This window comes from Lysobacter sp. CA196, assembly GCF_052078695.1.
Lineage (GTDB): Bacteria > Pseudomonadota > Gammaproteobacteria > Xanthomonadales > Xanthomonadaceae > Lysobacter.
The window spans coordinates 166,073-180,708 of record NZ_JBQJIN010000009.1; the positions used below are offsets into that span (position 1 = coordinate 166,073).

The 14,636-nt window shown below is 68.0% G+C and carries 11 protein-coding genes; 2 read left to right on the plus strand and 9 right to left on the minus strand.

What is annotated here, in order from left to right; all coding sequences use genetic code 11:
• Positions 1-173: 173 nt before the first annotated feature.
• The 9 genes from ACTOWK_RS11065 to serA form a co-directional block, all read right to left on the minus strand.
• Positions 174-2,654: a DPP IV N-terminal domain-containing protein gene (locus tag ACTOWK_RS11065; RefSeq protein WP_441330221.1), complete on the minus strand. Its 2,481-nt coding sequence runs from the start codon at positions 2,652-2,654 to the stop codon at positions 174-176.
• 254 nt (positions 2,655-2,908) lie between these two features.
• On the minus strand, positions 2,909-3,724 hold the full coding sequence (locus ACTOWK_RS11070; protein ID WP_441330222.1) for a ferritin-like domain-containing protein: 816 nt from the start codon (positions 3,722-3,724) through the stop codon (positions 2,909-2,911).
• A gap of 7 nt (positions 3,725-3,731) precedes the next feature.
• Positions 3,732-5,201, minus strand: coding sequence for an amidophosphoribosyltransferase (gene purF, locus ACTOWK_RS11075; protein WP_441330223.1), 1,470 nt, complete (start codon positions 5,199-5,201; stop codon positions 3,732-3,734).
• Positions 5,202-5,234: 33 nt separating this feature from the next.
• Complete coding sequence (locus ACTOWK_RS11080) at positions 5,235-6,062, minus strand: CvpA family protein (protein ID WP_441330224.1); 828 nt, start codon at positions 6,060-6,062, stop codon at positions 5,235-5,237.
• 102 nt (positions 6,063-6,164) lie between these two features.
• Positions 6,165-7,292, minus strand: a complete 1,128-nt coding sequence (locus ACTOWK_RS11085) for an SPOR domain-containing protein (protein ID WP_441330225.1) — start codon at positions 7,290-7,292, stop codon at positions 6,165-6,167.
• A 174-nt stretch (positions 7,293-7,466) separates the two neighbouring features.
• Entirely contained in the window at positions 7,467-8,756 is a 1,290-nt protein-coding gene (gene folC / locus ACTOWK_RS11090) for a bifunctional tetrahydrofolate synthase/dihydrofolate synthase (RefSeq protein WP_441330226.1), read from the minus strand.
• A 61-nt stretch (positions 8,757-8,817) separates the two neighbouring features.
• Complete coding sequence (locus ACTOWK_RS11095) at positions 8,818-9,762, minus strand: energy transducer TonB (RefSeq protein WP_441330227.1); 945 nt, start codon at positions 9,760-9,762, stop codon at positions 8,818-8,820.
• A gap of 1,136 nt (positions 9,763-10,898) precedes the next feature.
• Positions 10,899-11,543 carry a histidine phosphatase family protein gene (locus tag ACTOWK_RS11100; RefSeq protein WP_441330228.1) on the minus strand — a complete coding sequence of 215 codons (645 nt, stop codon included), beginning with the start codon at positions 11,541-11,543 and terminating at the stop codon, positions 10,899-10,901.
• Between the two features lie 2 nt (positions 11,544-11,545).
• Complete coding sequence (gene serA, locus ACTOWK_RS11105; protein ID WP_441330229.1) at positions 11,546-13,108, minus strand: phosphoglycerate dehydrogenase; 1,563 nt, start codon at positions 13,106-13,108, stop codon at positions 11,546-11,548.
• A 415-nt stretch (positions 13,109-13,523) separates the two neighbouring features.
• Between serA and ACTOWK_RS11110 the strand changes: the two genes are divergently transcribed.
• The gene (locus tag ACTOWK_RS11110) at positions 13,524-13,751 is read left to right on the plus strand and encodes a DUF6289 family protein (RefSeq protein ID WP_031374244.1); all 228 of its coding nucleotides are present in this window, start codon (positions 13,524-13,526) and stop codon (positions 13,749-13,751) included.
• Positions 13,752-13,998: 247 nt separating this feature from the next.
• Positions 13,999-14,226, plus strand: a complete 228-nt coding sequence (locus ACTOWK_RS11115) for a DUF6289 family protein (RefSeq protein ID WP_441330230.1) — start codon at positions 13,999-14,001, stop codon at positions 14,224-14,226.
• Positions 14,227-14,636 lie beyond the last annotated feature (410 nt).

Below are 14,636 nucleotides of genomic sequence, written 5' to 3' on the forward strand. Positions count from 1 at the left end.
TCACGGGATGCGCTGAAAAACAGCGCTCTGAAGCGCATCGTCATCATCCGGACACGAGCGTGCCTGCGAGAGCGCAAGGATCTCGCCACATCGAAGCCACACCGACCCGTTTCAATCCAGGCGAAAACTCATCCCGCGCCGATTAAGCGGCGCGGGCACCGCGCGAACCCGAATCAATACCCCCCGCCACCCTGCTTCGGCGGCGGTTGCAGCCGGTAGTCCTGCGGTGGTTTCGCCCCCATCAAGTGTTCGACGAAGTAGTCCCACATGCGCCGGGTGTAATAGGCGTCGTTGCGGAACAGTTCGTGGTTCTGGTTGGGCAGATACAGCAGGTCGAAGTCCTTGTTGGCCTTGATCAGGGCCGAAGTCAGTTGGATGGTCACCGCGGGCAAGGCGTTCTCGTCGAGGTCGCCGTAGACCAGCATCAACTTGCCTCGCAGGTTCGCGGCCAGTACGGCGTTGTCGTTGGCGACGTAGTTGGCCGGCACCGCATCGGGCGAGGGTCGCAGCACGCCGCTGGCGCCGTAGTCCGGCGCGCCGGCGAGTATCCGTTCCAGGCCGTTGATACCGCCGCCGTACATGCCTTGTTGGTTGTGGTTGCCCGCCGACGACACCGCCACTTTGTAGAAGTCCGGGCGCCGCAGGATCGCACGCGCCGAGGCGTGTCCGCCGGCAGAATGGCCGTAGACGCCGACCCGCTCCAGGTCGAGGCCGGGATAACGCGCCGCGAGTTCGCCGATGGCGGCGACGTGGTCGTCGACCTGAGTATCGGCGAAGCCGCCGTGGTAGCTGGCATCGTGGAAGGCCTGCGAACGTCCCGGCGTGCCGCGTGCGTCGATGGTGATCACGACGAACCCCAGCGCGGCCAGGCTCGAGCGCGAGACCGGATTGATCGCCGATGCGGCTTCGGCGAAGCCCACCGGCGCGTTGGTGACCTGCGGGCCGCCGTAGAAGGCGTCGATGATCGGGTACTGCGCGGGCTTCGCACCTTCGCTCGAATAGCCGGGCGGGAAGAACACGGTCGCGTACAGATCGGTGCGCCCGTCGGCTGCCTTCAGCCTGACCCGCTGCGGCGCCTTCCAACCCGCCGCGAGCACGGCCGAAGCATCGGCATGTTCGAGTTCCAACAGCACTTCGCCGTCTTGCGTCGAACGCAGCACGGTGCGCGGCGGCGTGTCGAGAGTGGAATAGTTGTCGACCACCGCGGTGCCGGTCGGCGACAACAAGTCGAGCGCCTCGCCGCCGAGGATCACGCTGACGCCGCTGTCGAGGTCATGGTCGGCGGCTTCCGGGGTCAACAGGCGCGGCTCGCCGCCGTCCAGCCCGACCCGGTACAACCTGCGCTCGTAGGGATCGCCCGGCTCGCGCCCGCCGGCGGTGAAGTACAACTGCCGCTTGCCTTCGTCGATGCCGATGATGTCGCGCACCAGCCAATCGCCCGCGGTCAGGCGCCGGATCATGCGGCCGTCGCGCAAGTCGTACAGATACAGATGGCCCCAGCCGTCGCGTTCGGAAAACCACACGACCTCATGGCTGGCCGCGAGCACGCGCACCGCCGGACGGCTGTAGATGAAATCGTTGAGCTGCACGCGCGTGTCGGATCGCTCTTCGATTACCTCGCGCACCTTGCCGTCGTCGAGGCCGACCTCGACCAGGCGCATCCGCGCCGGGTGGTCGTAACGCGCGGTCACCGCGTACGCGCGGCGGTGGTCCGGCGACCAGCCCAGCACGTCGGCTTCGATGGCGCCGTTCCAGCCTGGCGGCAGGCGGATGCTGCGCGTGGCGCCGCGCTCGACATCGATGCTGTACCACTCGTCGCGCGCCGCCTCGCGGTCGCCGAGCAGGCCGAGGCGGATGTAGTGGACCTGCGGCCGGAAGCCGTGTTCCGGCGCCATCGCCACCATCGGATAGGGCTCGACCTTGCGTTCGTCGTAGCGCGTACCGAACAGACGCTTGCCGTCCGGCGACCAAGTCAGCGCGAACGGCGGCACCTTCCATTGGCCTTGCTGGGTCTGCACCGCGTGCAGGGCGAAATCGGGCAGTTCGCCGTAACCGAAGTGGGCCTCGCCATCGTGGGTCAGAGCGCGCTCCTCGCCGCTGCGCAGGTCGCGCAGCCACAGGTTGTGGTCGCGCACGAACACCGCGCGGCGGCCGTCCGGCGAGGTCAGCCAGTAGCGGTCCGGCGTCATCGCCGGCACCGGCGCGCAGCGGTAGGCGAGCAGATCGCAGGACAGCTCGTGCTTCGAGTCGCCGGGCAGGCGCAGATGCAAGGCCTTGTTCTCGGGACCGACCGATTCGAGACTGACCGAGATGGGCGCGAGCGGCGCCGCGGGCAGGGCCGCGCTCGCGGCGGCACGCAGGCGCGCGGCATCGAACAAGGGGCCGCGAGTGCGCGCGGCCGGATCGACCAGCAGGTACTCCGCACCATGCTCGCCATCGCGGCGATACCAGAAACGTCCGTCGGACAACCAATGCGGTTCGACCCGGGCGTTCTTGATCCGGCCCTTGAGGTGGTAGTCGAGGACTTTTTCGGCGCGCGCGTAATCGGCGGTGCCGAGGTTCGCCGGCTGCGCGCCGGCGGTTGCGGTCGCAGCGAGACCGAACACCAGTGCCGTCGCCAACACCGTCGCCACGCGTATCCATTGCCTGTGCATGCCATCCCTCCCCTGGATCGGAAGGCCGACGATGGCACAGGGCCCGGGCCGCGACTTTACGCGGCGTGGCGTCACGGACGAACGGTCGTCCGGCGCCTGAGTAGCGCCAACGCGGTCTCATTCCGGGGGTTGGCGTCGATAGCGTGGTGGAGCGTAGGTGCTGCGCCTGCAGCGGCCCTCACCCCAACCCCTCTCCCGTCAACGGGAGAGGGGCTCTAAGGAGGATGCGCTCTCGTCGCGACGACCGCGGCGGCTCAGCGTACGGCGAAGGCCTCGAGCATGCGCAGCTCTTCTTCGTCGAAACCGGCGGCGCTGCGCGCGTCGAAATTGAACGGCCCGTACAGTACGGCGCGCGCGTACTCGGCCAGCAATTCGCGGAAACGCGGCAACGGGTCGATGCCGGCGCGTTCGCAGTACCAACGGTACCAATGCGAGCCGGCGGCGACGTGGGCCACTTCTTCGCGCAGGATGGTTTCGAGGATCGCCACCGTCGCTTCGTCGCCGAGCGAGCGCAGCTTGACGATCATGCCCGGGGTCACGTCGAGCCCGCGCGCTTCCAGCACGCGCGGCACCAGGGCCATGCGCGCCAGACCGTCATGGGCGGTCTTCTCGGCCATTTCCCACAGGCCGTTGTGGGCGCCGAAATCGCCGTAGTCGTAGCCCAACTCGCACAGGCGGTTGCGCAACAGACTGAAATGCCGCGCCTCGTCGTTGGCCACGCCGACCCAATCGGCATAGAACTGCGCCGGCAGGCCGCGGAAACGATAGACCGCGTCCCAGCCCAGGTCGATGGCGTTGAATTCGATGTGGGCGATGGCGTGCACGAACGCCGCGCGGCCGTCGGCCGTGCCGAAGCCGCGCTTGGGCAGTTCGCGCGGATGCACCAGCGCCGGCCTGGCCGGCCGGCCCGGCATGCGGATCGGTTGCGGCGGCGGCGCGTCCTGCGGCACCGCCAGCTCGCCGCGCGCGAAAGCCTGCGCCGCGGCGAAGGTCAGTTCGACCTTGGCCTCGGGCGTGGACGCGTCGAGGCAGGCGCGCGCGGCGTCGAACAGCGAAGTCACCGCGCGCACCCCGGGCTCAGGACGCTCGACGCGTCTTCTTGGCCTCGTCCGAACGCAGTTGCTGGATGCGCTCGAAATACCCCGGCTCCACGCCGGTGACGTATTCACCGTTGAAGCAGGACGAGTCGAAGTGGTCGATGCGGTGCTTCGGCCCGGACACCGCCTGCTCCAGCGCGTCGAGATCCTGGTAGATCAGCCAGTCGCAACCGAGCAGGGTCTGCACTTCCTCGTCGGTGCGGCCGTGCGCGATCAGCTCGTCGGTCGAGGGCATGTCGATGCCGTAGATGTTCGGGAACCGCACCGGCGGCGCCGCCGAGGCCAGGTAGACCTTGCGTGCGCCGGCGTCGCGCGCCATCTGCACGATCTGCCGCGAGGTGGTGCCGCGCACGATCGAATCGTCGACCAACAGCACGACCCGGTTGCGGAACTCCAGCGGAATCGGGTTGAGCTTGCGGCGTACCGACTTCGCCCGCTCGCCCTGCCCCGGCATGATGAAGGTGCGGCCGACGTAGCGGTTCTTGATGAAGCCTTCGCGGTACTTCACCCCGAGGGTGTTGGCGATTTCCAGCGCCGAATCGCGCGAGGTGTCGGGGATCGGGATGACCACGTCGATGTCGTGGTCCGGGCGCAGGCGCAGGATCTTCTCGCCGAGGGTCTGGCCCATGCGCATGCGCGCCTTGTGCACCGAGACGTCGTCCATCATCGAGTCGGGGCGGGCGAAGTACACGTACTCGAAGATGCACGGCGAGTGCTGGCGCGGCTCCGCGCAGGCGCGGGTAAACAACTCGCCGCGCGGGGTGACCACGATGCCTTCGCCCGGGCGCACGTCGCGCACGCGCTCGAAGCCGAGCAGGTCGAGAGCCACCGATTCCGACGCCACCGCATACTCGTCCTGGCCGCCGGTGTTGCGCTTGCCGAGCACCAGCGGACGGATGCCGTGCGGGTCGCGGAACGCGACCAGGCCCAGGCCGAGCACGGTGGCGACCACCGCGTAACCGCCGACGCAGCGGCGGTGCACGCCTTCGATCGCGGCGAACGCCGAATCGGCGGTCAGCGCGCGATGCCGGTCGAGCTCGTGGGCGAACACGTTGAGCAACACTTCCGAGTCGGACTCGGTGTTGACGTTGCGGCGGTCCTGCTCGAACACCTCGCGCCGCAGCATGTCGGTGTTGATCAGGTTGCCGTTGTGGGCCAGCGCGATGCCGAACGGCGAATTGACGTAGAACGGCTGGGCCTCGTCGGAGCCTTCGCTGCCGGCGGTGGGATAACGGCAATGGCCGATGCCGACGCGCCCTTCGAGCAGGCGCATCGCCGTCTCGTTGAAGACGTCGCTGACCAGGCCGTTGCCCTTGTGCACGCGCAAGCGCGCGCCATCGGCGGTGGCGATGCCGGCCGCATCCTGGCCGCGGTGCTGCAGCACCGTAAGTCCGTCGTAAAGCTGAGCGGCGACATCCGTGTTGCCGACGATACCGAGAATGCCGCACATAGCGCTTGATCCTGCTGAGAGTCGTTGTTGTTGCTAATGAACGCGTTTGTCGTCTTGGCCGCGGTCGGCGCCGACCTTGGCCGGGTCGCCCTTGATCTGCGTCGCCGTCGCGCCCGACTGCGCGCCTTGCTGGCCTTTCTGCGGCAGCATGTCGCGCACCGCCTCGGGCAGCACGTCGGGCAAGCCCTTGGCCAGGCCATCCGGCAAGGCCCCGGACAGGCCTTCGGGTACGGCCTGCGGCAGCGAGTCCATACCGCCGCCGCTCGGCATCATGTCCGACAGTCCGCCCGGCAATCCGCCCGATAGCTTGGGCAGCTTGTCTTCCAGATTCTTGGCCTCGGCCTGGACCGTCGCCTGCAAGGAAGTGCCGCGCCCTTCCAGGTCGACCTTGCGCGCCATCCCGTCCGGCAATGCCGCGCGCATCAGTTCCGCGCCCGGCATCAGCATCGCGGCGACCATCGAACCGCGCCATGCCGGCTCACGCGGCAAGGTCGTCATGCCCAGCACCACCAGCAAGGCGCAGGCGAAGAACACGCCGCGTACCGCGCCCAGGCCCAGGCCCATCAAACGGTCCATCTCCGACAAGCCGGCCGAGTGCGCGATCCGCCGCACCACCATGCCGAACAGGCCGACGCCGATCCACACCGCCACGAAAATCAGCGCATAGCCGCCGAGATACGACAGCCAGCCCATCTCGCCGTCGCCGAGGCTGCGCCCGACTTCGCCGCCGAACACGTAGGCGGCGATGCCGGCCAGCAGCCACGCCGCCAGCGACACCGCCACGCCGATCAGACCGCGCAGCATGCCGAGCAACGCCGACAAGCCGACGATCAACAACAAACCCCAATCCAGTGCTGTCATAGCGTGACGCTCCCTCTCGTCGCTGGCGCACGCTCGAGCGGCGCGCCGTTCACCGGCGCGCCTTGCACCGATGTATTCAACTGCAGGCCACGCCGCGATCCGTCACGGGTGCGGCTTGACCAGTGCGTCGCCGACGCCGAGCTTGCCGGCGACCTGCGCCTTCAACTTGTCCGCGTCGGCGCGATTGACCACCGGGCCCAGGCGCACGCGGTTGAGCGTGCCCTTGTCGGTCCGGACCTGTTCGACGAAGGCGCTGAAGCCAGCGGCGCGTGCACGATCGCGTAGCTTGTTGGCTTCGTCGACGTTGCCGAACGCACCCAACTGGACCGCGAAACCGGTGCCGGCGGCGGCCGGCTTCGGCGCAGGCTTCGCAGCTTCCACAGGCTTCGCTGCAGCGGGCTTGGTCTCGACCGGCTTGGTCGTCGCCACCGGCTTGGTTTCGGCGGGCTTGACCGGGACCACAGGTTTGGTTTCGACAGGCTTGGCCGGTTTGGCTTCTACGGGCTTGGCTTCTGCGGGCTTGGCCGCGACCGGCTTCGGCGTTTCCGCCGGCAGCGGTGCGGGTTTGAGCGGTTTGCTCTCGGCCAGCGGCGTCGGCGCGCTCACCGACGGCGCCGAAGCAGCCGGCGCGGTGGTGGCGACGGCCGCATCGGCCGGCTCGGCCGCGTCGGCGTTGAGCACCACGACCTTGGCGTTGACGTCCTTGCGGACCTTGGTCGAACCCAGTCGCGCCGCCTCGGCGTCGGCCTGGGTCGCGAACGGCCCGATCCGGACCCGGAACAAGGTGCGGCCGCCGGCACCGGCGGCGGTTTCCTGATAACCCGGCAGGCGGGCGGCGTGCAGCGCCGCGATCACCCGGTCGGCGTCGCTGGCGCTGGCATAGCTGCCGAAGCTGACCGCGTAATCGCCGCCGGCGGTGGAGGCCGGTTGCATGGTCTTGGCGCCGGCCGCGGTGTCCACGGTCGGCAAGGTGTCGCTGCCGGTCGGGGCCGGCTGGGTGACGTCGGCCGGCTGCATGCCGACCACGCCGCCCTGCGGCGCATCGCCCGGGGTCACCAACGGCAGTTCGCGGGTCTCGGTTTCGCCCGCAGGCGCATCCGGCAAGGTCAAGGGAACATCGGAGGCGCCGCTTTCGGGCGCGGGCCCTTTGATCAGCATGGGCAGGAAGATCACCGCCAGTGCGACCAGGACCATCGCACCGATCAATCGCTGTTTCAGGGCAGGTTCCATCGCTACTCGATCACTCGCAGGGCCGGTTACCGGCGCGAATTATACCCCCGCGACGGGCAGGCACCGGTGTGCATGCCTGGCCCGGAGCGTTGTATTCAGAATCCTTGGCAACGAAAGTCCGCCGCCGCAAGGCTCCCGCCGCCGTCAGGGACGCCGGACACGCAGCCGACCGGCTCAATTCGCCGCCAGCCAGGCCAGCGCGGCGGCGGCGGTATGGAAGGAGCCGAACACCAGGATGCGATCGCCGGCACCGGCTTGTGCCCGCACCGCCGCCAGCGCCGCGGCGACATCGGCATGCCGGCTGCCCGCGCCGGCCGCGGTATCGCGCAGGCGCTCGGCGAACGCCTCCACCTCGACCCCGCGCGGACCGCTGTCGGCCAGCCCGGCCAAGTGCCAGGCGTCGATGCCTGCCTGCAAGGCCGCGACCACGCCGGCCGCGTCCTTGTCGCCCAGCGCGGCGAACACCGCGTGGGTCCGGCCCGGGGCTGGCGCGGCGGCCAGCCACGCCGCCAACTCGCGCGCGGCCTGCGGGTTGTGGCCGACGTCGACCACGATTTCGATGCCGTCGCGTTCGAAACGCTGCAGACGGCCGGGCACGTGCGCGGCCGCCACGCCCTCGGCGAACTGCTGGCGCGTGGGCGACTTGCCCAAGGCGCGCAGCGCCGCCACCGCGACCGCGGCATTGCGCATCTGCGCCGGCGCGGCCAGCGCCGGCATCGGCAGCTCGACGCGGTAGCCGACCTCGCGCCAACGCCAGCGTGGCCCGTCATCGGGCCGTTCGGCGTCCGGCGGCACGGCCTCGAAGAAGAAATCGCAGCCCGCGCGCACCGCCGAAGCGCCGATCGCGTAGGCATGGCGCAGCACGCTCGACGGCGGGTCGTCGTCGCCGAGGATCAACGGTTTCCAGCCGCGGGCGATGCCGGCCTTCTCGAAGCCGATGCTCTCGCGGTCCGGGCCGAGGTAATCCTGATGATCGATGTCGACGGTGGTGATCACCGCCACGTCCGGGTCGACCAGGTTGGTCGCGTCCAGGCGCCCGCCCAGCCCGACCTCGAGGATCGCCAGATCGAGCTTCGCACGCTCGAACAGCCACAGCGCCGCCAGGGTGCCGTATTCGAAATAGGTCAGCACGACCTCGCCGCGCGCGGCCTCGATGGCCTCGATGGCCTCGACCAGAGCGGCATCCCCGGCATCGACGCCGCCAATCCGCACCCGCTCGTTATAGGCCAGCAGATGCGGCGAGGTGTAGGCGCCGACGCGCCAGCCCGCGGCGCGCGCGATCGCCTCGATGAAGGCGACCGTCGAGCCCTTGCCGTTGGTGCCGCCGACGGTGACGACCTTGCGGGCCGGGCGCTTCAGGCCCAGGCGCCGGGAAACGATGCGGATGCGCTCCAGCCCCATGTCGATGGACTTGGGGTGGATGCGTTCGATGTGGGAGAGCCAGTCGGCGAGCGTGCGTTGCATGGCGCGAATTCTCGCAGATGCGGCGCACCGGATGAGCGACCGGCGCTGGCGGTTCGCCCCCTCAGCCGCGCTGCCAGGCCGGCCGCGCGTTCGGATCGGTGGGTGCGCTCGAGTCCTCCGGGACCAGCCGCGAGGGGCCGAGCGGACGCAGGGTCGGGCTTTGCTTCGGCGGCAACGGCGGTTCCGCCGACAACCGCTGCGACAGCGGCTGGCCCGGACGCTGGCGTGGCCAGGCCCGCACCGTGCGTTCCAGCTTCGCGCAGGCCGACGCCTTGGCCGCGCCGCACAGCACGCGGCTGACGTAGAAGGATTTCTTGCCGTCGCTGACCAGACGCTGGCGGACCAGCGACGGCGCTGCCGGATGACCGTCTTCGATCAACAGCCACTGGAACGCTCCACCGTCGTCGCTCACGCGCAGTGCCGGCCAGCCCAGCTCGCCGCCGGACAACTCGTGGCCTTCGCGTCGCGCCCTGGCGATCAGCTCGGTCACGCTGCCCTCCTCCATCGGCAAGGCATCGGGCAGGAAACCGTCGAGGCTGCCGTCGCGCGCGGCGGCGACTTCGGGCACCTGGGCCAAGGGCCAGACCTGGTCCCACTTGGCCTGGGCGCGGGCCATATGCGCGGCGATCTGCTCCGGCGACGGCGCCTGGAAGTCGACCGGCACCCGCACCCGCGACGCCACCGCCGTGCCGTCGCGATACTCGGGACTGACCCGCCAGTTCTTCGCGGTCTCCACCGCGGCGCGGTCCAGCGCTTCATAACCCGAATTCATTTCGATCCAGACCTGATCGACCTGACCGCAGCGGTCGATATCCAGCACCAGCGTCACCGTGCCGGCGGCGCCGAAGACCTCCGTCGGATACTTCGGCGCCGGCCACGACTGCCCGCCGCTCGGACAGCCGGACGGCATCCGCGCTCCCTCGCCCGGACCGATCGATTGCGCCGCGACCGGCGCGGCGAACAACATGGCCAGCACGGCCGCAAATCTGCATGCGAATTTCGACACCGCCATTCCCTGCTATCGCACCGCGTCCTGCGGCGGGGGTTATTGCAACACAGGCGTTGGGGTGAGGGGAGATGCGGGCCTGGACGGCGGCGGCGCGGTCGAGGCCAGCGAGGGCGCTCGGCTGCAATGGGCTGTCGACTCTGTTGTTGCTGTTGTTGTTGCTGTTGTTGCTGTTGTTGCTGTTGTTGCTGTCGTTGCTGTTGTTGCTGTTGTCGCTGCTGTTGCTGTTGCTGTTGCTGTTGCTGTTGCTTTGAAAGCTTGGCGCAGTGTCGAACTTGCGATGCAACCGTAGACCCGGAGGGCGGCGCACAGGACGTGCGCCGTTTTTCGATAAGACAGGGACGTCTTATCGAAAAATCCCGGCGCAAGCTGCGTGCTCGCAAGGGAGCTTCGTCAAGGAAAGCCCTTTTCTTTGGTTAGCTTTCTTTTGGGCCAGCAAAAGAAAGTAACCCGGCCGCGTCAGCGGGCGGAAGCTTTGCTCTTGCTTGAAGGCTGCGCCGGAGGCCGCCAGAACGATGTCGCGACTTGCGTCGCTCCTACCCTAGAAGCGGCGACCGCGACGCCAACCTCGCGCCGCTTCCGGCTGGAGCCGGGGTAGGAGCGGCGCAAGCCGCGACCGCGTCGTTTCGGTCTCGCGGCGTATCGCTCAAGCAAGATCAAGATCAAGATCAGGATCAGGATCAAACGCTAAGAGCTTCCGCCACTAAAGCGGCGGGTTACTTTCTTTTGTCTAAAGCAACAAAAGAAAGCTAACCAAAGAAAAATGCTTTTCTTTGAATCACAAGCCCGCACGAGCGATGCATCCGCAGGGATTTTTCATACGGGACATCCATGTCCCGATGAAAAACGGCGCGCATCCATGCGCGCCGCCCTCCGGGTCTTCTATCGCCTTCGCGAGGCTTAAACGACGCACAGCAACAGCAACGACAAAAGCCAAGGCAAAGGCAAAGGCAAAGGCAAAGGCAAAAAGACTAGGCGAAGGCTCGGCAAGAGCAACTTCAGGCTTCGATCCGGTGCAACCGCAACTTAAAGATGGATCACGGCTTGCCCGAAAATCGCATCGCGAACACTCGTGTAACCCCAAAACAAAAACGGGCGCCTCCGCAGAGGCGTCCGTTCCTGTCCATCCATACCCATCACAACGCCCGATGCACCGCCTCGCCGAACAAGGCGGTATGGTGGCTGCAGTCGTTCAAGCGCACCACCTCGAGGGTGTCCACGCTGTCGCCTTCGAGCAGGTTGAGCGTGGTCGGCGCCTGGCGGAAGGTCCACAGCTTCGACAAGGGAATGCCCAGCACCTTGCACAGCAGCACGCGGTTGACCGCGTCGTGGGCGACGATCAACAAGGTGTCGTCGGCACGCAGGCCTTCGCAGGCGCGTGCGAACGCGGGCCAGGCCCGGTCGAGCACGTGCACGATCGATTCGCCGCCGGGCATCAACACTTCATGCGGGGTGTCGCGCCAGGCGCGCAGGCGGTCGCCGTCGCGCTCGCGGATTTCGCTGGCGAGCAAGCCTTCCCAGGTGCCGTGGGCGATTTCCATCAGGCCCGGGTCGAACTGCAACAGGCTCGCGCGCTCACTGCCGAGCGCGAGCTCGGCGGTGCGGCGCGCGCGCGACAACGGCGAAGCGACGGCGCGGGTGATCGAAACGTCGCGCAAGCGTGCGCCGAGCGCAGTGGCCTGGGCTTCGCCGACCGGCGACAGGGCAATGTCCTCCTGGCCCTGATAGCGGCCTTCGGCATTCCACGGCGTTTCTCCATGACGGGCAAGCAAGATCCGCATGATCAGACCTGCGCCAGCGAGAGGATGCCGGGCGTCGCGCGCAGCAGCGCGAGCTGCTGTTCGTTGACCGGGCGGTCGACGGTGATCGCCGCGCGCGCCTGGCCGTCGCCGGCCGCGCCGAGGGCGAAGTTGACGATGTTGACGCCGGCCGCGCCGAGCTGCGAGCCGACCGCGCCGATCATGCCGGGACGGTCTTCGTTGCGCAGCAACAGCACGTGCGCCTGCGGATCGAATTCGATCTCCACGCCGTCCAGGCGGACCACGCGCGGGCCGCGGTGCAAGGTCGCTTCGATTTCGCGGGTGCGCTTCTCGCCGACCACGCGCAGCTTGAGCAAGCGGTCGAAACCGTCGCCGTCGCCGCCGAGGGTCTCGGCCACGGTCAGGCCGCGTGCGGCCGCTTCCTGCAAGGCGTTGACCGGGGTGACGCGGCCCGAGGCGGTGCCGAGCAAGGCCGCGACCAGCAGGCGCGTCAGCGGACGCGTGTCGAGCGCATCGGTGCGGCCGGCATAGGTGATTTCCAGGCGCGTCGGCGCCGGCACCAGGCGCGCGGCGAGGCGGCCGAGCGAGGACATCAGCGGCATCCACGGGCCGGATTCGCGCGCGGCTTCGGCGGTCAGCGGCGGCAGGTTGACGCAGCCGGCGACCGCGCCGGTGGCGACGAAATCGATGATCTGGCGGGCCAGGATCGTGCTCACCGCCTGCTGCGCTTCGCTGGTCGATGCGCCCAGGTGCGGGGTCAGGATCAGCTTCGCGTTCGCGCGCAGCGCCGAGTCGGCAGGCAGCGGTTCGGTGACGAAGGTGTCGAGCGCGGCGCCGGCGATATGCCCTTCTTCGATCAGCTGCAGCAAGGCGGCCTCATCGACCAGGCCGCCACGCGCGGCGTTGATCAGGTAGGCGCCCTTCTTCATTCCGCGCATGCTCGTTTCCGAGAGCAGGTTGGTGGTTTCCTTGGTGCGCGGGATGTGCAGGGTGACGACGTCGGCCCAGGCCAGCAGTTCGTCGAGCGTTTTCAGCGGCACGCTGCCCTTGCCGGCCGCGGATGCCGGCAGGAAAGGATCGTGCGCGGCGACTTCCATGCCGATGCCCTGCGCCTTGCGCGCGACCGTGCCGCCGATGCGGCCCAGGCCGATCACGCCGAGCTTCTTGCCTTCGAGTTCGAAGCCGGTGAGGCCCGCCTTCGGCCACTCGCCGGCCTTCATGCCGGCATCGGCGCGCGGGATGTGGCGCGCGAGTGCGAACAGCAGCGAGATCGCATGTTCGGCCGCGGCCAGGGTATTGCCGTCGGGCGCGTTCATGACCGCGATGCCGCGTTCGGTGGCCGCCTCGACGTCGATGGTGTCGACGCCGGCGCCGGCACGGCCGATCACCCGCAACTGGGCGGCGTCGGCGAGCGCCTCGGCCGGCACCTTGGTGGCCGAACGCACCAGCACGGCGTCGACGCCGACCAGGGCCTGGGCCAGCACCGCGGTGTCTTTGATCGGTTCGGATACGACGACTTCCCAGCCCGCATCGCGGAACAGGGCCAGACCGTCTTCGTGAATGCCATCGCAGGCCAGTACTTTCATCGCAAGCTCCAGGTCGTAGGGGACAGACCACGGAGCACGAGCGAGCCGGCACTACGGTTGGATCTCGCGCCCTCAGGCTGAAGCTGGGGCCGCGATGCCGCTGGATGGCGGCGCCGCACGAGGCGGCATCTGACACGGGTCGGGAGACGGGGCCGGCTGGCATGGGAATCCGCGACTGCTCGCGCAGCCTAAGTCAGCCGACCGCCGCTTGGCAAGCGCGGCCGCGTTCATGACTGCGGCGGCGGCCCTCGCCGGGGCGCAATGCGTTTTGTGCAGGAATTAGCAATTTGCGATTGCGCTTCGGAACCGCGTCACAAAGATACGAATCGAGTCGCGATGGCACATTGAGAAATCGCGACCCGGGTCCTAGCGTCGTGGCGCCGGTGTCCTGCCGGCATCCGAAGAGAAAACACCCATGCGCAAGAAACTCGCTCTGACGCTCGGCTTCGCGGCGCTCGCCGCGGTCGGCGCCGCAGTCGCTGCAATCGGTCCCACCGGCCCCGGCCAGTTCTACACCTACTACGACGACAACGGCACCGTCGTCGGCTACTCGGCCATTCGCTGCGACAACACCCGCGAATCCTGGGGCAAGTTCACCAAGAACTACAGCGACGGTTATTTCATCTGCGACCCTGAAATCTGATCGACCGGCGATCGCCGCCTTCCGTTTCGCCGCGGCACGATCCATGTCGCGCATCGGCACAGTAACGGTCGCCTCGTTCGTCCTGCACCACCGATCTGAGCGATCGGCGCACCGGCACGACACCGTCGAGCGTGAGCGACGCTTGGCGCACAGCGCGCCCGCACCATCGAAGATCACGCCACTGTCCGGCCCCGTGTCCGTCACCGCGCCGGGTATCCAATCTGCTTAGCAAAGATGGGAGTTCGTCATGCGTAAATCTTTCGCCCTCGGTCTCGGCCTCGTCGCCGCCCTCGTCGCCACCGTCGCCCTGGCCCGCCCGCCGGGTCCGGACGAAATCGGCGAGTTCTATGTGTATTTCGACGCCGCCGGCAAGGTCGTCGGCCAGGCGCAGCTGAGCTGCGAGGGCGTCTACAGCGAATCGGGCGTGCGCACCGCCAGCTACAGCGCCGGCCACATGGTCTGCAATCCGCGCTGATCGTCGTTTCGCATTGGGGAGAGGAAGGGCCGGCATATGCCGGCCCTTTTTTTGTGGGTCGCCGTTGCCGTTGCCGTTGCCGATATTTTGATCTGCTTTGCTTTGTGGCTTTGCTTTGTTGCTTTGCTTTGCTGCTTTGCCGGTCAAGAGAAGACCCGTAGGGCGGCCCGCATGGATGCGGGCCGTGCGCAAGCAGGCCATGGATGGCCTGTCTGGAGCATCCCTGCGTTGGCTTCGCTCGTGCGGGCTTGTGCCCTTGCAAGGAAGGCCTTTTCTTTGGTTATGCACTGTCAACGTCTAAGTGCAGCAAACGAATCGAAGACACTCTGACGAACTTTCGCTGCTAACTCCGGCATGCCCAGTTCGCGCAAGAACACCACGGCGGGGAACTGATAGCCCAGCGACGCTCG

Excerpts from the sequence above, each read along its gene's own strand:
- ACTOWK_RS11115 (WP_441330230.1), top strand. The coding sequence starts at position 13,999 with ATGCGTAAATCTTTCGCCCTCGGTCTCGGCCTCGTCGCCGCCCTCGTC.
- ACTOWK_RS11085 (WP_441330225.1), bottom strand. The coding sequence starts at position 7,292 with ATGGAACCTGCCCTGAAACAGCGATTGATCGGTGCGATGGTCCTGGTC.
- serA (WP_441330229.1), bottom strand. The coding sequence starts at position 13,108 with ATGAAAGTACTGGCCTGCGATGGCATTCACGAAGACGGTCTGGCCCTG.
- ACTOWK_RS11100 (WP_441330228.1), bottom strand. The coding sequence starts at position 11,543 with ATGCGGATCTTGCTTGCCCGTCATGGAGAAACGCCGTGGAATGCCGAA.
- folC (WP_441330226.1), bottom strand. The coding sequence starts at position 8,756 with ATGCAACGCACGCTCGCCGACTGGCTCTCCCACATCGAACGCATCCAC.
- ACTOWK_RS11110 (WP_031374244.1), top strand. The coding sequence starts at position 13,524 with ATGCGCAAGAAACTCGCTCTGACGCTCGGCTTCGCGGCGCTCGCCGCG.
- ACTOWK_RS11080 (WP_441330224.1), bottom strand. The coding sequence starts at position 6,062 with ATGACAGCACTGGATTGGGGTTTGTTGTTGATCGTCGGCTTGTCGGCG.
- ACTOWK_RS11065 (WP_441330221.1), bottom strand. The coding sequence starts at position 2,654 with ATGCACAGGCAATGGATACGCGTGGCGACGGTGTTGGCGACGGCACTG.
- purF (WP_441330223.1), bottom strand. The coding sequence starts at position 5,201 with ATGTGCGGCATTCTCGGTATCGTCGGCAACACGGATGTCGCCGCTCAG.